At 66.6% G+C, this 19455-nt stretch carries 17 protein-coding genes, 1 pseudogene and 1 other annotated feature; of the genes and pseudogenes, 12 read left to right on the plus strand and 6 right to left on the minus strand.

Translation table 11 applies throughout. From position 1 onward, the window contains the following. Positions 1–47 precede the first annotated feature (47 nt). The 3 genes and pseudogenes from AB3G45_RS14080 to AB3G45_RS14090 all read right to left on the minus strand — a co-directional run bounded on the left by AB3G45_RS14080 (position 48) and on the right by AB3G45_RS14090 (position 2055). Complete coding sequence (locus tag AB3G45_RS14080; RefSeq protein ID WP_367833581.1) at positions 48–416, minus strand: STAS domain-containing protein; 369 nt, start codon at positions 414–416, stop codon at positions 48–50. Continuing rightward, positions 341–580, minus strand: a pseudogene (locus AB3G45_RS14085) (SulP family inorganic anion transporter); the annotation flags it as partial. The gene AB3G45_RS14080 and the pseudogene AB3G45_RS14085, both read right to left, overlap by 76 nt. A 70-nt stretch (positions 581–650) precedes the next feature. Then, positions 651–706: a sequence feature (sul1 is cis-regulatory element that is thought to sense ions involved in sulfur or methionine metabolism; They are found in Alphaproteobacteria), on the minus strand. Positions 707–807: 101 nt separating this feature from the next. After that, positions 808–2055 carry an ABC transporter substrate-binding protein gene (locus tag AB3G45_RS14090; RefSeq protein WP_367831157.1) on the minus strand — a complete coding sequence of 416 codons (1248 nt, stop codon included), beginning with the start codon at positions 2053–2055 and terminating at the stop codon, positions 808–810. Positions 2056–2318: 263 nt separating this feature from the next. Here AB3G45_RS14090 and AB3G45_RS14095 point away from each other — a divergent pair, with 263 nt between their 5' ends. Next, entirely contained in the window at positions 2319–3428 is a 1110-nt protein-coding gene (locus AB3G45_RS14095) for a Gfo/Idh/MocA family protein (protein WP_367831158.1), read from the plus strand. A gap of 128 nt (positions 3429–3556) precedes the next feature. Here AB3G45_RS14095 and AB3G45_RS14100 read toward each other — a convergent pair whose 3' ends face one another. Further along, entirely contained in the window at positions 3557–4597 is a 1041-nt protein-coding gene (locus tag AB3G45_RS14100) for a LacI family DNA-binding transcriptional regulator (RefSeq protein WP_367831159.1), read from the minus strand. 241 nt (positions 4598–4838) lie between these two features. Here AB3G45_RS14100 and AB3G45_RS14105 point away from each other — a divergent pair, with 241 nt between their 5' ends. From AB3G45_RS14105 to AB3G45_RS14155, 11 genes are all read left to right on the plus strand, one after another. Then, positions 4839–5915 (plus strand): ABC transporter ATP-binding protein, encoded by a 1077-nt coding sequence (locus AB3G45_RS14105; protein WP_367831160.1) that lies wholly within the window; start codon positions 4839–4841, stop codon positions 5913–5915. A gap of 19 nt (positions 5916–5934) precedes the next feature. After that, on the plus strand, positions 5935–7170 hold the full coding sequence (locus AB3G45_RS14110) for an ABC transporter substrate-binding protein (RefSeq protein ID WP_367831161.1): 1236 nt from the start codon (positions 5935–5937) through the stop codon (positions 7168–7170). A 74-nt stretch (positions 7171–7244) separates the two neighbouring features. Further along, the gene (locus tag AB3G45_RS14115; RefSeq protein WP_367831162.1) at positions 7245–8180 is read left to right on the plus strand and encodes a carbohydrate ABC transporter permease; all 936 of its coding nucleotides are present in this window, start codon (positions 7245–7247) and stop codon (positions 8178–8180) included. 3 nt (positions 8181–8183) lie between these two features. Continuing rightward, positions 8184–9038 carry a carbohydrate ABC transporter permease gene (locus AB3G45_RS14120; protein ID WP_367831163.1) on the plus strand — a complete coding sequence of 285 codons (855 nt, stop codon included), beginning with the start codon at positions 8184–8186 and terminating at the stop codon, positions 9036–9038. Beyond that, positions 9035–10768 (plus strand): L-arabinonate dehydratase, encoded by a 1734-nt coding sequence (gene araD / locus AB3G45_RS14125; RefSeq protein WP_367831164.1) that lies wholly within the window; start codon positions 9035–9037, stop codon positions 10766–10768. Before AB3G45_RS14120 ends, araD begins: the two co-directional genes overlap by 4 nt. Before the next feature lie 10 nt (positions 10769–10778). Continuing rightward, positions 10779–11582: an HpcH/HpaI aldolase/citrate lyase family protein gene (locus AB3G45_RS14130; RefSeq protein ID WP_367831165.1), complete on the plus strand. Its 804-nt coding sequence runs from the start codon at positions 10779–10781 to the stop codon at positions 11580–11582. 10 nt (positions 11583–11592) lie between these two features. Next, on the plus strand, positions 11593–12477 hold the full coding sequence (locus tag AB3G45_RS14135; RefSeq protein ID WP_367831166.1) for an SMP-30/gluconolactonase/LRE family protein: 885 nt from the start codon (positions 11593–11595) through the stop codon (positions 12475–12477). An 8-nt stretch (positions 12478–12485) separates the two neighbouring features. Continuing rightward, a complete protein-coding gene (locus AB3G45_RS14140; protein ID WP_367831167.1) occupies positions 12486–13244 on the plus strand; it encodes an SDR family NAD(P)-dependent oxidoreductase in 759 nt (252 codons plus the stop codon). Positions 13245–13255: 11 nt separating this feature from the next. Beyond that, positions 13256–15247, plus strand: a complete 1992-nt coding sequence (locus AB3G45_RS14145; protein WP_367831168.1) for an alpha-glucosidase — start codon at positions 13256–13258, stop codon at positions 15245–15247. A 2-nt stretch (positions 15248–15249) separates the two neighbouring features. After that, complete coding sequence (locus tag AB3G45_RS14150) at positions 15250–16020, plus strand: TSUP family transporter (RefSeq protein ID WP_367831169.1); 771 nt, start codon at positions 15250–15252, stop codon at positions 16018–16020. Further along, the gene (locus AB3G45_RS14155; RefSeq protein ID WP_367831170.1) at positions 16017–17486 is read left to right on the plus strand and encodes an NAD-dependent succinate-semialdehyde dehydrogenase; all 1470 of its coding nucleotides are present in this window, start codon (positions 16017–16019) and stop codon (positions 17484–17486) included. Before AB3G45_RS14150 ends, AB3G45_RS14155 begins: the two co-directional genes overlap by 4 nt. Positions 17487–17522: 36 nt before the next feature. On the opposite strand, the gene otnC is transcribed toward AB3G45_RS14155, so the two are convergent. Next, complete coding sequence (gene otnC / locus AB3G45_RS14160; RefSeq protein ID WP_367831171.1) at positions 17523–18194, minus strand: 3-oxo-tetronate 4-phosphate decarboxylase; 672 nt, start codon at positions 18192–18194, stop codon at positions 17523–17525. Next, a complete protein-coding gene (gene otnK, locus AB3G45_RS14165; protein WP_367831172.1) occupies positions 18191–19444 on the minus strand; it encodes a 3-oxo-tetronate kinase in 1254 nt (417 codons plus the stop codon). The genes otnC and otnK overlap by 4 nt, the downstream gene beginning before the upstream one ends. Between the last annotated feature and the right edge of the window lie 11 nt (positions 19445–19455).

A 19455-nucleotide genomic window follows, 5' to 3' on the forward strand; every position in this document is an offset into this window, starting at 1 on the left:
AAGGCACGCTCCCTGGAGTGGATCGCCGGCGGACTATTTTTCTGATCTTAAACTGGTATTGGTTTCGTGCAACGAATTTCAGCGCCGGTGGGGTGCTCCGGGTTTCCTCCATGGCCGCCCTGCGCGGAGAAGGCCGCATGGTCCTTGTCGTGCAGCGCGAAGCGGTCGAGCATGTGGGCGCTTGCTTCGCTGACGCCGATGACGGCGACCTCGACGCCCTGCCGGCGGTATTTGAGCACGATCTTGTCCAGAGCGCCGACGGCCGTGATGTCCCAGAGATGGGCCTGGCTGAGGTCGATCGTTACCTTGCGCAGGCTTTCCGCGCAGTCGAAGGTTGCGTGACCATCAGTACGGCCGTCGCCGCCGTCGCGGCGGAGATCATGCCCGGCCGGCCGCCGGCGAAGGCCGGGACGCAGGCGATGGTAAAGGAGGCGAAGCGGCCGACCTTCGGGTCGACGCCGGCAATGACCGAGAAGCCGATCGCTTCCGGGATAAGGGCCAGCGCGACAACGATGCCGGAGAGGATGTCGGCGCGAATGTTGAAGAACCACGCGCGCCTGTAGGTCGTCAGATTGAACATGGGAAGGTCCGCAAAGGAGTGCATCCAGGCCGGACGGCGTCCGATCTCGTGAACGGGGTCGATGCTTTTGCGTAGTCTGGCGGATCGGCGGCCAGAAGAGCCACCCGGGCTTTCACCGGGTCCGTGGTGAGTGACGTCCCTATAGAATGCGGCGCTTGCCGGCGCAACAGGCACATGGCGGCCATGGCCCGGTTTCGGGGGGCATGGCCGCGTTGTTCAGTGCGATCCTATCGCAGGATGCGGCGCAGGCGCGCATCGATCTGCGCGGCGGCATCCTCGGGTGTCATCGAGCCGCCGATGACGGCATTGAACAGCGTGCGGATGACCTCGCTCACCTCGTTGTAGCGCGGCGTCACGGGCCGCGGGATCGCGCTCTCCACGACGGCGCGGGCGCTTTCCACCCAGGGCATCGCCTTCTGGACGTCGGGATCGGCATAAAGCGCGGTCTGCGGCGGGAGGTAGGACGCTTCGATGGCCTTGATCTTCGTGGCCTCCATGCCGGAGAGGAAGGTCACGAGCTTCCTGGCTTCCTCCTGGTGGCGCGAATAGGCCGACACCGCCCACTCCCAGCCGCCGAGGCAACTGACGGGCCTGCCGCCCTCGACGGCCGGAAGGACAGCGACGCCGACCTTGTCCCGCACGGCGGAATCCTCGCCCTGGAAATTGCTCCAGCCGTAACCCCACAGCGACGCGAAGACGGCCTTACCTGCCTGGAATTCCCGCCGCGTGTCGTCGGTGCCGACCTCCGATATGTTCTTCTTGGCGATGCCCTGATCGACGAGGCCTTTCCAGACGTTGAAGGCGGCGACCGCGCCGTCCTTGTCGAACACGAACTTGCCGTCCCTCGTCAGGTCGTGACCGGCGCTCCAGTAGGGCAGGAAGAAGGTGCAGACGGCGCCCTCGATGGCCTTGCCCTGGAAGGAGAGGCCCTGCAGCTCCGGATTGCCTTCGCCGGCGAGGATCTTCCCGGCGGTCTCGGCAAGCTCGGGCCAGGTCTTCGGCACGGGCAGGCCGTATTTGTCCAGAAGGTCCTTGCGGTAGTAGAGCAGCAGCGCATCGGCATGGGAGGGCAGGGCGACGAGCTTGCCGTCGACCGTGTTCGCATCCGCATAGGCCTTGATGTAGTCCTTGAGCACGGGCGCGGCCTCGGCCGCATCGCCGAGCGGCGATATCCACCCGGCTGCGCTGAACTGCGCGGGGCGGATGATGTCGAGGATCAGGACGTCCAGCGACGGGTCGCGGCTCGACAGGGCCGTGTTGAGATACTGGGCCTGCAATTCCGACGTGGCGCCGCCAAGCTCGATCTCGATCTTGATGCCGGGATTCCTCTGCTCGTAGAGATCGGCGATCTTGCGATGGGTTTCGGGGCTTCCTTGGCTCGACACGAACATGCGCAGCGTCGTGTCGGCGTGGGCCGGTGTTTGCGTGCCGGCCGCAAGGGCGATCGCGGTCCAGGCAAGGATGGGGTGTTTCATGCGTGGTTCCTCCTCCAACATACTCCCGCCGCCATGATAGCGCTGCACATAAATCCGTCAATTCGAGAGTTGAAATTCTGATATCGTTCAGATTCCACAAATTATTGAAGTAATATCAGCTAGATATGGCTTGCTTTTGTGTGACGGCTAATAATAGCGCTACGATTTTGTTTGATTTTCTCAATCCCCATGCGTAACGTTTCCCCTGTCACGGGCTTCCGGCGGCATCGCCGTGCGGGGCGCAATCGAGAGGAGGAATAAGAGTGTCTGACCAAATACGCTACGGCCTGATCGGGGCCGGCATGATGGGGCGGGAGCATCTTCGCAACATCGCCATGACGCCCGGCTCCAGGATCACCGCCATAGCGGATCCGGATGCCGGATCGCGGTCGCTGGCGGCCGAATGCGTGCCGGAGGAAGCGCAGCTTTTCGATTCGGCCGATGCGCTCCTCGCCAGCAATTCGGTCGACGCGCTGGTGATAGCGACCCCGAACGATACGCATGCCGACGTGCTGGCGAGGATCCTCGATCGCGGCCTCAGCCTGCCGATCCTTCTGGAAAAGCCGGCCTGCACCTCGACGGAGCAGCTCGCCTGGATGTCGTCGGCGCTGTCCGGCTACACGGCGCCGCTGTGGATCGGCATGGAGTACCGCTACATGCCGCCGGTCACGGAACTGGTGGAGGAGGTTCGCAAGGGGACGGTCGGCGACCTCAAGATGATCGCGCTGCGCGAGCACCGTTTTCCCTTCAAGGCCAAGGTCGGCAACTGGAACCGCTATGCGGCGCGCACGGGCGGCACGCTGGTCGAGAAATGCTGCCATTTCTTCGATCTCATGCGACTGATCGCTGAGGACGAGGCGGTGCGCGTCTATGCCTCCGCCGGCATCGACGTCAACCATGCCGACGAGCGGCGCGAGGACGGCGCGCGGCCCGATATCATCGACAACGCCTTCGTGACCGTCGATTTCAAGTCGGGGATCCGTGCCTCGCTCGACCTTTGCATGTTCGCCGAGGGCGCGCTCTGGCAGGAGGAGTTTTCCGCGACCGGCTCGCTCGGCCGGGTCGAATGTTTCGTGCCGGGCTATCGCGGTCACGAGGCCGACAGGCATTCGGAGATCGAGGTCAGTTTTCGCGAAGAGAAGCGCCAGCCGGAGCGCCGCGTCGTCGAGGTGGATGCGGACGTGCTGCACGCCGGCGCCCATCACGGCGCGACCTTCTACGCGCACCGCAAGTTTCGCCAGGCGATTTTGGGCGCGGGCCCTGTCGAGGTGACGCTGGAGGATGGCCTGAAGGCGGTCGCCATCGGCCTGGCGGCAGAGCGTTCCGCCCGGGAAAAGCGCGTCGTCGCCCTCGACGGATTGACACTGGACTGACGGGGCGAACCCATAAAAGGCAAGCGGATCGGCAAGTCTGCCGATCCGGTCCTGCAATGATCCTGGAGCGTTTTCGCCCGTTCGAGCCGCGGAAGCGCTCCATTCGTTCGCGCTCTGTGCCTGACGTCTTAGCTGCTGCGGCGGTGCTGTAGTGTGAAGCGCGTGTCGATCTGCCGGGGGCCGTCCGTCCTTTCGCCGTGCAGATGCGCCTCGATCAGGCGTGCCGCCTCGCGGCCGATCAGGTCGCCGGAGGGGCGGATGGTGGTGAGCGGCGGGTTGCAGGCGGCGCTGAAGGAGAGATCGCCGAAGCCGACCACGGCGAGCCGGTCCGGCACGGCGATCTTCTGGCGCTCGCAGGCGAACAGCGCGCCGAGCGCGATGTGGTCGTTGGAGCAGGCGATGCCGTCGGTATCGGGATGGAGCCGCAGGGCTTCGCTGAGGAGCATCGAGCCGATTTCCGCCGAGGCCGTATCGGGATGCTCGACGACCTTTACGGCGATCCCGGCGGCCCGGGCGGCCTGCAGGAAGCCGTCGCAGCGCTGCTTGGCGCGGCGGTCCTGGTGCATGCGGGCGCCGAGGAAGAGCAGGTTGCGGCGCCCCTGGCCGATGAGGTGCTCGGCCGCCGCCACGCCGACCTGATCGTGGTGGAAGCCGATGGCGGTATCGATCTGCGGGCCGCCCAGCTCCCAGATCTCGATGACGGGGATGGCGACATTGGCGAGCAGCCGGCGCGTCGCCGCGCTGTGCGACAGGCCCGTCAGGACGACGGCGGCGGGCGCCCAGGACAGCGCCATGCGCACCAGTTCCTCCTCCTCCTGCTCGTCATATTCGGTATGGCCGAGGATGAGCTGCAGGCGCTGCTTCTTGAGCGCCGTCTGCATGGAGGAGACCGTCTCGGCGAAGAAGGCGTTGCGCACCGAGGGCACGAGGATGCTGACGGCGCGGGAGGAGGCGGCTGCCAGGCCGCCGGCCATCAGGTTCGGCACGTAGTTGAGCTTGTCGATCGCCCGGCTGATCGCCTGGCTGGCGGTGGCCGAGACAGCCTCGGGCTTGCGCAGGAAGAGCGAGACGGTGGAGGGCGAGACATTGGCGAGTTCGGCCACGTCGGACATGGTGACGGACTGCATCTTCCGGCGATTGCGGGGCGGCTTTCGCATTGTGTTGTCCATGGATGTCTCCGTAGCGCTATTATCGTACCAGTAGCATAGTTTTCACCGCGTCGCAATGAAAATCGCAGTCGGGCGAATCTATAATATGCTGAAAATAAAGGCATATTTGTCAGTTTTCGTTTCTCTTTCATTTGTTTCCGCAGCGAAAAACATTTTGCTGGACATGTCTTGCGTCAAATTAATCGTAGCGCTATTATTCGTGCAGATCAGCCGGATGTCCGGCCGCGCTTGGGAGAGAGGAATGGCTTCTGTCAGTCTGCGAAAGCTGGAAAAAAGTTACGGTTCGCTGCGCATCGTGAAGGGCGTCGACCTGGAGATCGCCGATGGCGAGTTCGTGGTCTTCGTCGGCCCTTCGGGGTGCGGCAAATCCACGACCCTGCGCATGGTCGCGGGGCTCGAAGGCATCAGCGGCGGGGAGATCCGCATCGGCGACACGCTGGTCAACAGCCTGCCGCCGCGCGAGCGCGACATCGCCATGGTCTTCCAGGACTATGCGCTCTATCCGCACAAGACGGTGCGCGAGAACATGGGCTTCAGCCTGAAGGTGCGCGGCGTCGCGCCCCGCGAGGCGGATGCCCGCATCAACGACGCGGCGGAAATGCTCGGCATCGGCCATCTGCTGGAGCGCCGTCCGGGCCAGCTTTCCGGCGGCCAGCGCCAGCGCGTCGCCATGGGCCGCGCCATCGTGCGCCGCCCGAAGGTCTTCCTGTTCGACGAGCCGCTGTCCAACCTCGACGCCAAGCTGCGCGGCCAGGTGCGCACCGAGATCAAGCGCCTGCACCAGCAGATCGGCACGACGATCATCTATGTCACGCACGATCAGGTCGAGGCCATGACGCTCGCCGACCGCATCGTCATCCTCAAGGGCGGCGATATCGAGCAGGTCGGCACGCCCGACGAGGTCTACAACCGGCCACAGAGCGTGTTTGTCGGCGGCTTCGTCGGCTCGCCCGCGATGAATTTCGCGAAGGCGAAGGTGGAGGAGGGCTGTCTCTCCTTCGCCGACGGCAACAGGCTGGCGCTTTCGGCCGTCAGGGCCGGGCGCGAGACGGGCCTTGACGGACGCGAGGTGATCGTCGGCATCCGGCCGGAGCATTTCGGCGCGAATGTCGATCCCGCCGCCGCCCTTTCGGCGCGCGTTCAGGTCGTCGAGCCGCTCGGCTCCGATACGCTCGTCCATTTCTCCGTCGGCGGCGACGTCTTGACGGCGCGCATGCCGCCGGAAACGCGGCTGGAGCCCGGCGCCGAGATCCGCTTCGGCGTGGACCCCGCCAAGATCCATCTTTTCGACGCTTCGAGCGAACGCGTCATCAACTGATCATCCACGGGAGGATAGAATGAATATCAGGATCACGGCGAGCCTCTTCGCCGCCACCAGCATGCTTGCCTTCGCGGTCCCGGCATTCGCCGACACGGACCTGAAGATCTTCGTTTCGAGCCAGCACCAGCCGGACGTCTGGCGCAAGGTGCTCGACAAGTACGAGGCGGCCAATCCGGGCGTCAAGGTGGCGATCGAGACGGGCGGCAACACGTCGGAAGCGCAGGCGCAGTATCTCAACACGGTCATGTCCGCCAAGGATACCAATCTCGACGTGCTGATGCTCGACGTCATCCGCCCGGCGCAGTACGCCGCCGCCGGCTGGACCTCCGATTTCTCGGGCAAGGACATGTCGGTCTACCTGCCGGCCTATGCCGAGGCCAACACGGTGGACGGCAAGATCGTCGCCCTGCCGGCCTTCGCCGACGCCATGTTCCTCTATTACCGCAAGGACCTGCTCGACAAGTACGGCATCACCCCGCCGAAGACCTGGGAAGAGCTGGCGACCGCCACCAGGACGATCGCCGAAGGCGAGAAGAACCCCGACCTGCAGGGCCTTTCCTTCCAGGGCAAGGCCATTGAGGGCGCGGTCTGCACCTTCCTGCTGCCCTATTGGAGCCAGGGCAGGAACCTCGTCGAGAACGGCAAGCTCACCTTCGACCACGACGCTGCGGTCACGGCGCTGAAGTTGTGGAAGGACTTCGTCGACCAGGGCGTCGCCAAGAAGAACATCGCGGAAGTCGCCACCGACGACACGCGCAAGGAGTTCCAGGCCGGCACCGTCGCCTTCGCCGTGAACTGGTCCTATGCCTGGACGCATTTCCAGGGTGCGGAATCGGCCGTCGCCGGCAAGGTCGGCGTCACGCGCCTGCCGGCGCTCGGCTCCGGCGAGCAGGCAAGCTGCCTCGGCGGCTGGGAATGGGGCGTCTCGGCCTATTCCACCCATCAGGACGAAGCCAAGAAGCTGGTCGAATACCTCTCCGGCGAGGAGGTCTCCGTCTTCATGGCCGCCAACGGCTCGCTGCTGCCGACCTATGCAGCCGCCTACAAGAACGACGAAGTGCTGAAGGCCGTGCCGTGGTTCGCCGACGCCCTTCAGGTGGTCGAGACCGCCAAGGCCCGCCCGGTCACGCCGCGCTACAACGAGGTGAGCGAGGTCATCCGCACCACCGTCAACGCCGTGCTCGCGGGCGTGACGACACCGGAAGACGGCGCAAGCCAGATCGAAGCGCGCCTGAAGCGCATCCTGCGCTGATCGCCATCGCCGGAAGGGCAGGGCGGCCTGCCCGCCCTTCCGCCTCCCCAACCTGAATTGTCGGGAGTAGCCCCGTGACGACGACCTCCACCCTCAATGCGGCAAGCCCTGCCGACCGCGGCCCGCCGGCCTGGACGCGCTGGCTCGATCTCGGCGACCGGGCGCTGGCCGTGGTCCTGCTCGCGCCCGCGGCGATCCTGCTCGCGCTGATCATCGTCTATCCGGTGCTGCGCCTCGGCTATACCAGCTTCTTCAGCCTGTCGCTGACGTCGGGCCTGCCGGCGGAGTTCGTCGGGCTCGAAAACTACAGCCTCATGCTGGAGGACCCGGTCTTCTGGGAAACCACCTGGAACACCGTGCTCATCACGCTCATCACCGTGCCCGGCGCCCTCCTGGTCGGGCTGGCACTGGCCCTGCTCGCGAACCTCCCCTTCGGCGTGCAGTGGCCGGTGCGCCTTTCGCTGCTCATCCCCTGGGCGCTGCCGCTCTCCTTCGCCGGCCTGATCTTCGCCTGGTTCTTCCATTCCGAATACGGCGTCGTCAACGACGTGCTGAACCGCCTCGGCTTTCCGGGCATCATCTGGTTCAACTCGCCGAACTGGGCTTTCGCCGCGATCTGTCTGACGATCGTCTGGAAGACCTCGTCCTTCATGGCGCTGATCATCCTGGCCGGCCTCCAGACGATCCCGCGCTCGCTCTATGAAGCCGCGGACGTCGACGGTGCCGGGCGCATCCGCCAGTTCTTCGAGATCACGCTGCCGCTGCTCAAGCCGGCCATCGTCGTCGCGCTGATCTTCCGCACCATCACGGCGCTGCAGACCTTCGACATCCCCTACATGATGACCGGCGGCGGCCCCGGCACCTCGACCGCCACGCTCGCCATGTACATCCACCAGAACACGGTCTCATTCCTCGACCTCGGCTACGGCTCGGCGCTCGCCGTCGTGATGTTCGTCCTGTCGATGTGCGTGACCGCCGTCTATCTCCGCGCCATCCGGACCAAGGAGTAAGCCATGAGCGCCGCCGCCTCTCCCGGATTTTCCGGCCTTCTGTCCGGCCGTCCGCTGCGCCTCATCGCCGGCGGCGTGCTGATCGTCAACGGCATGTTCCCGGCGCTGTGGATCCTCTTCACCTCGCTGAAGACGGAAGCCGAGCTGACCGCAAAGCCCATCACCTGGATCCCGCACGCCCCGACGCTGTCCAACTACATGCAGGCCTTTTCCGACCAGCCGCTGCATATCTTCCTGTTCAACAGCTTCATGGTGGCGCTGCTGTCCACCTGCCTGACGCTGCTCGTCTCGGTGCTGGCGGCCTATGCGCTGGCGCGACTGAACCTGCGCTATCGCGGCCTCATCCTGTCGCTGATCATCGCGGTCTCCACCTTCCCGCTGGTGACGCTCCTCGTGCCGCTCTTCGAGATCATGCGCACGCTGAACCTGCTCAACACCTGGATCGCGCTGGTGCTGCCCTACACGGTGCTGTCGCTGCCGGTCTGCACCTTGATGCTCGTCTCCTTCTTCGAGGGCATCCCGCGCGATCTGGAAAACGCCGCGATGATCGACGGCTGCACGCGCATGGGGTCCCTCTTCAAGGTGGTCGTGCCGCTCTGCGCGCCCGGCGTCTTCACCGCCGGCATCCTCGCCTTCGTCAATGCCTGGGACGAGTTCCTGCTGGCGCTCTCCTTCAACTCCAACCCGGCGCTGCGCACGCTGCCCGTCGGCATCCAGCTCTACCAGGGCGAGTTCGCCTTCCCCTGGCCGGTCATCTCCGCCGCCCTCGTCGTCGGCATCGTGCCGGTCGCCGTCTTGATCGTCATCTTCCAGGAGCGCGTCGTCTCTGGTCTTACCGCCGGGGGGATCAAGGGATGACGAAGCGCGAGCTTTCCGAACTGCGCAGCCAGCGCTGGTTCGCCTCCGACGACATGCGGGCCTTCGCGCACCGCCAGCGCACCCAGCAGATGGGGATGCGCCGCGAAGAATTCATGGGCCGGCCCGTCATCGGCATCATCAACACCTGGAGCGAGATGAGCCCCTGCCATGCGCATCTGCGCGACCGGGCCGAGGCCGTCAAGCGCGGCGTCTGGCAGATGGGCGGCTATCCCGTCGAACTGCCGGCGATCTCCGTCGGCGAGGTCATGGTGAAGCCGACGACCATGCTCTACCGCAATTTCCTCGCCATGGAATGTGAGGAACTGCTGCGCTGCCACCCCATCGACGGGGCGGTGCTGCTGGGCGGCTGCGACAAGTCCACCCCCGCGCTTTTGATGGGCGCCTTCTCGATGGATATCCCGGTGATCTTCTGCCCCGCCGGGCCGATGTCGAACGGCCAGTGGCGCGGTGTGAAGACCGGCGCGGGTACGCATACCAAGAAATACTGGGACGAGCTTCGCGCCGGCAACATCACCCGCGAGGACTGGGTGGACCTCGAAAGCCGCATGACGCGCTCGCCCGGCACCTGCAACACCATCGGCACCGCCTCGACCATGACCTCCATCGTCGACGCGATGGGCATGACGCTCTCCGGCGCCTCCTCCATCCCCGCCGTCGATTCCGGCCATACGCGCATGGCGTCGGCCTGCGGCGTGCGCATCGTCGAGATGGTCTGGGAGGACCTGAAGCCGTCGAAAATCCTGAACCGCGACAGCTTCCTCAACGGCCTCGTCGCCTATATGGCGCTCGGCGGCTCGACCAATGCGGCCGTGCATCTCATCGCCATGGCCAAGCGCGTCGGCGTCGAGCTGACGCTGGACGACATGGCGGCAATGGCCGGCAAGGTGCCGGTCGTCGCCAATGTCTTCCCGTCGGGCGAATATCTGATGGAGGACTTTTACTTCGCCGGCGGCGTCAATGCGATGCTGAAAAAACTCTCGCGGCACCTGAAGCTCGACCGGCCGACCGTCAACGGCAGGACGCTCGGCGAGAACATCGCCGATGCCGAGTGCTGGAACGACGAGGTGATCCGCGGCGAGGACAATCCCGTCGTGCCGCTCGAACGCGGCAAGACGCTGGAAGTGCTGCGCGGCAATCTCGCGCCGAACGGCGCGGTGATGAAGTCTTCCGCCGCCAATCCGAAGTTCCTGAAGCATGTCGGCCCGGCCATCGTCTTCGACGATCCGCGCACCATGAACCGGACGCTCGACGATCCGGACCTCGACATCACCGAGGACACGGTGATCGTGCTGCGCAATGCCGGCCCGGTCGGCGCGCCCGGCATGCCGGAATGGGGCAACCTGCCGATCCCGAAGAAGCTGCTCAAGCAGGGCGTGCGCGACATGGTACGCATCTGCGACGGGCGCATGAGCGGCACGCACTACGGCACCTGCATCCTGCACGTCTCGCCGGAAGCCGCCGTCGGCGGGCCCCTGGCTCTGGTCAGGACCGGCGATCTCATCGAACTCGACGTCGCCGCCGCCACCATCGACATGCGCGTTTCCGACGACGAGCTGGCGCGCCGCCGGGCGGAATGGAAACCGACCGCGCCGATCTACGAACGCTCCTTCGCCGCCCTCTACCAGCGCCATGTCAGCCAGGCGCACGAGGGCTGCGACTTCGATTTCCTGACCGGCACGCAAGCCGTGCCCGAACCGCCGATCTATTGAGGGACAACCCATGAGCAGCAACAACCCCTTCAAGTCCTGGCTCGGCGATGCTTCGCGCGCCACCCCGCTCGGCACCTGGCTGATGGCCGCCGCGCCCGCGACGGCGGAAGCCCTCGGCTATGGCGGCTTCGATTTCCTCGTGGTCGACATGGAGCATGTGCCGGTCGAGTTCACCGATCTCGCCCATATCCTGCGCGCCATCGGCTGCACGCCGGCAGACAGCGTGGTGCGGCTCGCCTGGAACGACCAGGTGCTGGTGAAGCGCGCGCTCGATGCCGGCGCGCGCACCGTCATGCTGCCCTTCGTGCAGAATGCCGAGGAGGCGAGGGCCGCCGCGTCCTATACGCGCTATCCGCCGCATGGCATCCGGGGCGTCGCGGCCGTGCATCGCGGCTCGCGCTTCGGCACGATCCCGAATTACCTGAAATCCGCAAACGACGACATCTGCACCATCGTGCAGTTCGAAACGCCGGAGGCCATCGAGCGCCTGCCGGAGATCGCCGCCGTCGAGGGCATCGATGCGCTGTTCGTCGGCCCCGGCGACCTCTCGGCCGCCATGGGCCATATCGGCAATATCGCCCATCCCGAGGTGCAGGCGCTGATCGAGAAGGCGGCGAAGGACGCCCATGCGGCCGGCAAGCCCGTCGGCATCGTCGGCCCGAATCCCGACATGGTGAAGCGCTTCATCGGCTACGGCTACGACTACGCCGCCATCGCCTCCGACATCGCCCTGATGACCGGCCGCGCCAGCGAATGGCTCGGCCAGATGAAGGGCGTCGAGAAGGCGCCCGCAACGCCCATGGCGGCTTACTGAGGGCGGCGCGGTGGAACAAGGTTTTGCCCCCGTCCTCGATTTTACGGCTGCGCTCGGCGAATGCCCGCTCTGGTCGGTTGCCGAACAGGCGCTCTATTTCGTCGATATCAAGCGCTGCCGCATCCACCGCTACGATCCGACAACGGAATCGCTCGGTGCGATGGAGCTGCCCGAGGAAGTCGGCTGCATCGGCCTTGCCGAGGGCGGCGGCTTCATCGCGGGCCTGCGCTCCGGCCTCTGGCTCATCGATGCGGATGGTACGCTGCGCAAGAAGCTCGTGGACAATCCCGAGGACCAGGCGATCAGCCGCTTCAACGACGGCGGCGTCGATCCCGCCGGCCGCTTCATCGCCGGCACGGTGGACGAGACGCGCGAAAAGGGCATAGCCAGCCTTTACCGCTACGACAGAAGCGGCCTGACGTGCCTTGCCGCCGGGCTGCTCACCTCCAACGGCGTCGCCTTCTCGCCGGACGGCCGGCGGCTCTACCATTCCGATACGCTGCGCTACACGCTTTACGCCTGTGACTACGACGCCGCGACGGGCGAGGCGACGAACCGGCAGGTCTTCGCCCGCTTCGGCAGCGAGACGGACAAGGGCCGGCCGGACGGCGGGGCGGTGGATGCCGAGGGCTGCTACTGGTCGGCGCTCTACGAGGGCGGCCGGGTGCAGCGCTATGCGCCGGACGGCAGGCTGCTTGCCGAATATCCCGTCCCGGCGAAATGCCCGACCATGATCGCCTTCGGCGGCCCGGACCTGAAGACGCTCTATTGCACCAGCGCCTCCATCGGCCGACCCGACGAGGAGCTTGTCGAATATCCGCTTTCCGGCGCGCTGTTCTCCATGCGCACCGACGTCGCCGGCCTCGCTCGGCCCCTGTTCAACCCAGCCCGCTGAGGCATGCCATGACCTACGATACCGTCCGCTATCATTCGCTCGAAGGCCGCAATGTGCTGATCACCGGCGGCGCTTCCGGCATCGGCGAGGCCATGGTGGCGGCCTTCCGCGCGCAGGGCGCGCGCGTCTCCTTCCTCGATATCGACGAGACGGCCGGCAAGGCGACGGCGGAGGCGACGGGCGCGGATTTTCATGCCTGCGACCTCACGGACATTCCGGCGCTGCGCGATGCGGTGGCGAAGGTCGAGGTGCGGCACGGCGCGGTCGACGTCCTCGTCAACAATGCCGGCAAGGACGACCGTCACCGTATGGACGAGGTGGAGCCGGATTACTGGCGACGCATGCTGGCGCTGAACCTCGACCACCAGTTTTTCGCCACGCAGGCGGTTGCGAAAGGCATGCGCGAGAAGGGCGGGGGCTCCATCGTCATGATGGGCTCGGTCTCCTGGATGCGCGGCAACCCGGTCATGGTCGGCTACACGACGGCCAAGGCCGCGATCAACGGCATGACGCGCACGCTCGCCCGCGACCTCGGGCCGGACGGCATCCGCGTCAACTGCATCGTGCCGGGCGCCATCGTCACCGAGCGGCAGAAGGCGCTCTGGGCGGGGCCGGAGGAAAGCCAGAAGTTCATCGACCTGCAATCCCTGAAATTCCGCCTCGACGCCGGCCATGTCGCGCGGCTCGCACTCTTCCTCGGCTCCGATGAGAGCGGCGGCTGCACCGGCGCCAATTTCATCGTCGACGCCGGCCTCACGCAGAACTGAAGGTTTCCGCCATGCTCCTCGCAAAGACCGCCACCGGCTTCACGCTCTCCCTCGACGACCGTCCGATCATCGCCCACACGGCGGAAAACCCCGCTTTCTTCGCCGGCCGCGGCGAGGAGCGGATGGACATGTATCGCGGCAATTTCGACATCGAGGATTATGTGGTGGAGCGTGTGGCGCTCACCCATGCCGATATCGAGGGCGAGACGATCCGCCTTTCCAGCGCGCCCGGCCAGCCGGTGCGCCTCGTCGTGACGGTCGGCGGCGACAGCCTTCGCCTTGAAGCGCCGGACGCCTCGATCAACCGCCTCTGGCTGCGCACCGTCGCGGAAAAGGACGAGCATGTCTGGGGCGCCGGCGAGCAGATGTCCTATTTCGACCTGCGCGGCCGCCGCTTCCCGCTCTGGACGTCGGAGCCCGGCGTCGGCCGCGACAAGACGACGGCGATCACCTTCCAGTCCGACGTGACCGGCAAGGCCGGCGGCGACTATTACAACACCAATTACCCCCAGCCGACCTACGTCTCTTCCCGCCGCTATGCGCTGCATGTCGATACGACCGCCTATGCCGCCTTCGATTTCCGCCGCGACGGCTTTCACGAGGTGGAAGTCTGGGACGTGCCGGAAAGGATCGAGTTCTTCGCGGCCGCCACCTTCCGCGATCTCGTCGGAAAGCTCTCGCTGCGCTTCGGCCGCCAGCCGCAGTTGCCGGATTGGGTCTACCAGGGCGCGATCATCGGCCTCAAGGACGGCAAGGGCTCCTTCGAGCGCCTCGAAAAGATGCGCGCCGCCGGCGTGAAGGTCTCGGGGCTCTGGTGCGAGGACTGGGTGGGCCTGCGCCACACCACCTTCGGCGCACGCCTCTTCTGGGACTGGGTGGGCAATGAGGAGCGCTATCCGCACCTGCGCCAGAAAATCGCCGAGCTTGCCGACGAGAACATCCGCTTCCTCGGCTACGTGAACCCCTATCTGTGCGTCGACGGCTCGCTCTTCCCGGAGGCCGAGGTGAAGGGTTATTTCGCGACGAACGCCGAGGGCAAGACCGCGCTGGTCGATTTCGGCGAGTTCGATTGCGGCGTGGTGGATTTCACCAATCCGGGCGCGGCCGCCTGGTTCGCCGACCGGGTGATCGGCGAGAACATGCTGGATTTCGGCCTTTCCGGCTGGATGGCGGATTTCGGCGAGTATCTCCCGATCGACGTGAAGCTTTCGAACGGCGTCGACGCCAAGCTGATGCACAATGCCTGGCCGACGCTCTGGGCCGAGGTGAACGCGAAGGCCGTGGAGAGCCGCGGCAAGACCGGCGAGGCGCTGTTCTTCATGCGCGCGGGCTATACCGGCGTGCAGGCCCATTGCCCGCTTTTGTGGGGCGGGGACCAGTCGGTGGATTTCTCGCGCCATGACGGCCTCGTCACGGTGATCTGCGGCGCGCTGTCCTCGGGCCTTCTCGGCAATGCCTATCACCATTCCGATATCGGCGGTTACACCAGCCTCTTCGGCAATGTCCGCACGCCGGAACTCCTGATGCGCTGGGCCGAGATGGCGGCGTTCACGTCGGTCATGCGCAGCCACGAGGGCAACCGCCCGCGCGACAACCTGCAGATCGACCAGGACGCGGCGGTGCTTTCCCATTTCGCCCGCATGACGGCGATCTACGTGCATCTGGCGCCCTACCTCAAAAGCCTTTCCGCGGAAGCGGCCGAGACGGGCCTGCCCGTCCAGCGCCCGCTCTTCCTGCATCACGAGGACGACCGCGCCACCTATGCCATCCAGGACGCCTATCTCTACGGCGCCGACCTGCTCGTCGCCCCCGTCTGGAAGGCGGGCGAAGAGGAGCGTAGCGTCTACCTGCCGAAGGGCGCGAACTGGGTGCATGTCTGGAGCGGCAAGGCGCATGAGGGCGGCCGCGAGGCGACCGTTCCGGCCCCGCTCGGCCAGCCGGCTGTCTTCTACCGCGCCGGCGCGGCGCGCGAAAACCTCTTCGCGGGCATCGGGACGCTCTGACCATGGACGTGTCGAGCCTTGCCGTCCTGCTGCTGCTGGCGGCGGGCGCCTCCTATGTGCAGACGCTGACCGGTTTTGCGCTCGGCCTGCTGTTCATGGGCGGCGTCGGGCTGACCGGCGTCGTGCCGCTGCCCGATGCGGCCGTGCTCGTCGGCATCCTCGCCATCGTCAATGCGGCGCAGGTGCTCGCCAGGGGGTGGCGCGAGATCGCCAAGCGCGAATTCCTGCTGGTGATCTTCGTCAGCCTCGTCTTCCTCGTCGTCGGCTACTGGCTGCTGGGGCTGCTGGTCTCGTCCTCGCTCGAATGGCTGAAATTGGTGCTCGGCGCGATCATCGTGCTCTCCAGCATCCAGTTGCTCCTCAAACCCGCGCCGCTGGACACGCCGTCGGGGCCGGCCTCCTTCGCCTTCTTCGGGGCGATTGCAGGGGTGATGGGCGGGCTGTTCTCCACGGCCGGGCCGCCGCTCGTCTATCATTTCTATCGCCAGCCGCTCAGCCCCGCCGCCATCCGCGAAACGCTCGTCGCCGTCTTCGCCGTCAATGCGGTGCTGCGCCTGGCGCTCGTCGCCGGGGCGGGCGACATGCCCTCGGCTTCCTTCTGGTGGGGCCTTCTGTGCATCCCGGCCGTCATGGCCTTCACGGCGCTTGCCCGCCGCTATCCGCCGCCGCTGACGCCGACGGGGCTTCGCCGCGTCGCCTTCTGCCTCCTGTTTCTGTCCGGCATCTCGCTTGCCGCCCCCGCCTTCCTCACGCTTTTCGGAGATCTCTCATGACGCACCCGCTCAAGACCGCGCTCAAGGATGGACGCCTGCTTGCCGACAGGGCCTTCGTCGACGGCTGCTGGACCTCTGCCGTCGACGGCCGCACCTTCGCTGTAACCGATCCCTTCGACGGCGCCGTGATCGCCGAGGTCCCCTCGCTGTCGCGCGCGGAAGTGGCCGCCGCCATCGACGCCGCGGAGGTCGCGCAAAAGCTTTGGGCCAGGCGCAGCGCCAAGGAGCGGGCGAAGGTGCTCAATGCCTGGTTCCATCTCATCCTCGACAATGCCGACGACCTCGCGCTGATCCTGACCGCCGAGCAGGGCAAGCCGCTGGCCGAGGCGCGGGGCGAGGTGGTCTCGAACGCCGCCTATCTCGAATGGTTCGCGGAGGAGGCGAAACGCATCGACGGCGACATCATCCCCGGCGCCAATGCCGGTCAGCGCATCATGGTGCTGAAGCAGCCGGTCGGCGTCTGCGCCGCCATCACGCCCTGGAACTTCCCCAACGGCATGATCACCCGCAAGGCCGGCCCGGCGCTCGCCGCCGGCTGCTCCATGCTCTTGAAGCCCGCCTCGCAGACGCCGCTTTCGGCGCTGGCGCTCGCCGTGCTTGCCGAGCGGGCCGGGGTGCCGGCCGGCGTCTTCTCCGTCGTCACCGGCGAGGCGCGGCCGATCGGCGAGGAGTTCTGCCACAATCCGAAGGTCGCCAAGATCACCTTCACCGGCTCCACCGGCGTCGGCCGCTGGCTGATGAAGGAAGCCGCCGACGGCATCAAGCGCCTGTCGCTGGAACTCGGCGGCAACGCGCCCTTCATCGTCTTCGACGATGCCGATCTCGACGCGGCCGTTGAGGGCGCGATGATCTCGAAGTTCCGCAATGCCGGCCAGACCTGCGTGTGCGCCAACCGCATCTATGTGCAGGAAAGCGTCGTTGAAGCCTTCACCGAGAAGCTGCTGGCGAAGGTGTCGGCCATCACGCTCGGCCGGGGCACCGAGGCCGGCATCACCCAGGGCCCGCTGATCGACGACAAGGCCGTCGTCAAGATCGAGGAACATGTGGCCGATGCGCTGGAGAAGGGCGGCAAGCTGGTCGCGGGCGGCAGGCGTAGCGCGCTCGGCGGCACCTTCTACGAGCCGACCGTCATCACCGGCGTCACGCAGGCGATGAAGGTCGCGAGCGAGGAGACCTTCGCGCCGCTCGCCCCGATCATCACCTTCCGGGACGAGGACGAGGTGATAGCCATGGCCAACGACAGCGAATACGGCCTCGCCTCCTATTTCTACGCCAGGGACATGGCCCGTGTCTGGCGCGTCGCCGAGGCGCTGGAGGCCGGCATCGTCGGCGTCAATTCCGGCCTGATCGCCAACGAGATGGCGCCGTTCGGCGGCGTCAAGCAGTCGGGCCTCGGCCGCGAAGGCTCCAAATACGGCATCGAAGGCTTCCTTGAGCTGAAATATGTCTGCGTCGCGGGGCTCTGACAGGCCTTCGGCGGGACGCCCGCTCCATCGCCCGGCTCATTCCGGGCGGTGGCGATCGGGCGGCGGCGCTTGCGGAAGGAGCGCGGCCTTCTGCCCGGCGGTGAGCGGCCGGATCGCCGAGCCGCGGAGCAGAAGGAAGAGCTTGGCCGTCTCCTCCAGTTCCTCGGTCGCGTACTGCGCATCCGTGAGCGTCGCGCCGGCGACGACGGGGCCGTGGTTGGCGAGCAGGACGGCGTGGCTCTTCTCCGCCCTCAACGCCACGGCCTCGGCCAGCGCCGCGTCGCCTGGAGGGAAATAAGGCACCAGCGGCAGGGCTCCCACGCGCATGACGTAATAGGCGGTCAGCGGCGGCAGCACATCCTCCGGATCGGTATCGGCAAGGATGCTGACGGCGACGGAATGGGTGGAGTGCAGGTGCACGACGGCGGCGCTCTGCGGCCGCTTGCAATACATGCACTGGTGCAGGAAGGCTTCCTTGGTCGGCTTGTCGCCGCCCGTATGCACGCCCTCCGCCGAAAAGCGCGAAAGCCGCGCCGGATCGAGCGCGCCGAGCGAGGCATTGGTCGGCGTCATCAGCATGTCGCCGCTGGAAAGCCGCACGCTGATATTGCCGGCCGAACCGAAGGTGAGCCCGCGGTCGAAGAGGGATTTTCCGGCTGCGGCGATCGCGTCGCGCGTCCTGGTTTCCTCGGAGATGATGGCGGTCATTGCAGCAGTTCCCATGCCTTGAGGAAGAAGTCGTCGGCGCCGAAATTGCCGGATTTCAGAGCCAGCGCCAGGGGGGCGCCGTCGAGGCTGACGGTCCAGGGCACGCCGGGGTCGATCTCCGGCCCGATCGCAAGGGCGGCGGGGCCGAGCGCGTTGACGACCGCGCCGGAGGTCTCGCCGCCGGCGACGACGAAGCGGCGGAAGCCGGCATCCCTCAGCCGGACCGCGACGCCCGCCAGAAGATGCTCGACCAGTTCCCCGGCGCGCATCCGGCCGAGCGCGGCCTGCGCCCTTGCGACCTCCGCGGGATCGTCGCTTGAAAAGATAAGGGGCGTGGCATGGTCGCTCTCGATGATCCAGCGCGCCGCCGCCTCCGCCGTCATCCGCCCTTCGGCGATGTCCTGCGGATCGATCTTCAGCGCGGGAATGCCGGCGGCGCGCGCGGCGGCGATCTGCCGGCGAGTGGCGGCGGAGCAGGAACCGGCGATGATGGCCGCGCGCCCTGCCGGCGCGGGAAAGGGCCGGTGGCTTCCCGCGCCTTGCGAGAAGCCGAAATTGGCGGGCAGGCCGATGGCGACGCCCGAGCCGCCCGTGACGAGCTTCAGCCCCGCCGCGGCCGTGCCGATGGCCCTGAGCTGGTCGTCCGTCACGGCATCGACGACGAGCATGCGCAGGCCGTCCGCTTCGGCCTTGTCGAGCGCCGCGCGGATTGCGCCCGCGCCCTTTTCCACCGTCTCATGGCCGACGAGCCCGACCGGCAGCGCCGTCTGCCGCTGCAGCACCCGCACGAGGTTGGCGTCGCGCATCGGCGTCAGCGGATGGTCCTTCATCGGGCTGTCGGAAAGCAGCAGGTCGCCGACGAACAGGTGGCCCCGGTAGACCGTGCGGCCGTTGGCCGGGAAGGCGGGGCAGGCGATGGTCAGCGCGGCGCCGGTCGCCTCCAGCAGCGCCTCGCTCACCGGCCCGATATTGCCCTCGTCGGTCGAATCGAAGGTCGAGCAATATTTGAAGAAGAGCTGCCGGGCGCCCGCATCGAGGAGCCGGCGGGCGGCCGCGAGCGACTGGGCGACGGCGTCCGCCTTGGGAAGCGTGCGCGATTTCAGCGCCACGACCACGGCATCCGCCGCGCCGAAATCGAAGCTTGCGTCCGGCACGCCGATCGCCTGCACCACGCGCATGCCGCCGCGCGCCAGCATGAGGCAGAGGTCTGTCGCTCCCGTCAGGTCGTCGGCAATGGCGCCTATGAACATGTCTCGTCCTT

Origin of the sequence: Shinella sp. S4-D37 (genome assembly GCF_040812195.1) — a bacterium.
Classification (GTDB): Bacteria; Pseudomonadota; Alphaproteobacteria; order Rhizobiales; family Rhizobiaceae; genus Shinella.

What these genes read in the sequence shown, in the direction of transcription:
- AB3G45_RS14090 (WP_367831157.1), bottom strand. Translation starts at nt 2,055, where the DNA reads ATGAAACACCCCATCCTTGCCTGGACCGCGATCGCCCTTGCGGCCGGC.
- AB3G45_RS14100 (WP_367831159.1), bottom strand. Translation starts at nt 4,597, where the DNA reads ATGGACAACACAATGCGAAAGCCGCCCCGCAATCGCCGGAAGATGCAG.
- AB3G45_RS14105 (WP_367831160.1), top strand. Translation starts at nt 4,839, where the DNA reads ATGGCTTCTGTCAGTCTGCGAAAGCTGGAAAAAAGTTACGGTTCGCTG.
- AB3G45_RS14110 (WP_367831161.1), top strand. Translation starts at nt 5,935, where the DNA reads ATGAATATCAGGATCACGGCGAGCCTCTTCGCCGCCACCAGCATGCTT.
- AB3G45_RS14120 (WP_367831163.1), top strand. Translation starts at nt 8,184, where the DNA reads ATGAGCGCCGCCGCCTCTCCCGGATTTTCCGGCCTTCTGTCCGGCCGT.
- araD (WP_367831164.1), top strand. Translation starts at nt 9,035, where the DNA reads ATGACGAAGCGCGAGCTTTCCGAACTGCGCAGCCAGCGCTGGTTCGCC.
- AB3G45_RS14130 (WP_367831165.1), top strand. Translation starts at nt 10,779, where the DNA reads ATGAGCAGCAACAACCCCTTCAAGTCCTGGCTCGGCGATGCTTCGCGC.
- AB3G45_RS14140 (WP_367831167.1), top strand. Translation starts at nt 12,486, where the DNA reads ATGACCTACGATACCGTCCGCTATCATTCGCTCGAAGGCCGCAATGTG.
- AB3G45_RS14145 (WP_367831168.1), top strand. Translation starts at nt 13,256, where the DNA reads ATGCTCCTCGCAAAGACCGCCACCGGCTTCACGCTCTCCCTCGACGAC.
- AB3G45_RS14150 (WP_367831169.1), top strand. Translation starts at nt 15,250, where the DNA reads ATGGACGTGTCGAGCCTTGCCGTCCTGCTGCTGCTGGCGGCGGGCGCC.
- AB3G45_RS14155 (WP_367831170.1), top strand. Translation starts at nt 16,017, where the DNA reads ATGACGCACCCGCTCAAGACCGCGCTCAAGGATGGACGCCTGCTTGCC.
- otnC (WP_367831171.1), bottom strand. Translation starts at nt 18,194, where the DNA reads ATGACCGCCATCATCTCCGAGGAAACCAGGACGCGCGACGCGATCGCC.
- otnK (WP_367831172.1), bottom strand. Translation starts at nt 19,444, where the DNA reads ATGTTCATAGGCGCCATTGCCGACGACCTGACGGGAGCGACAGACCTC.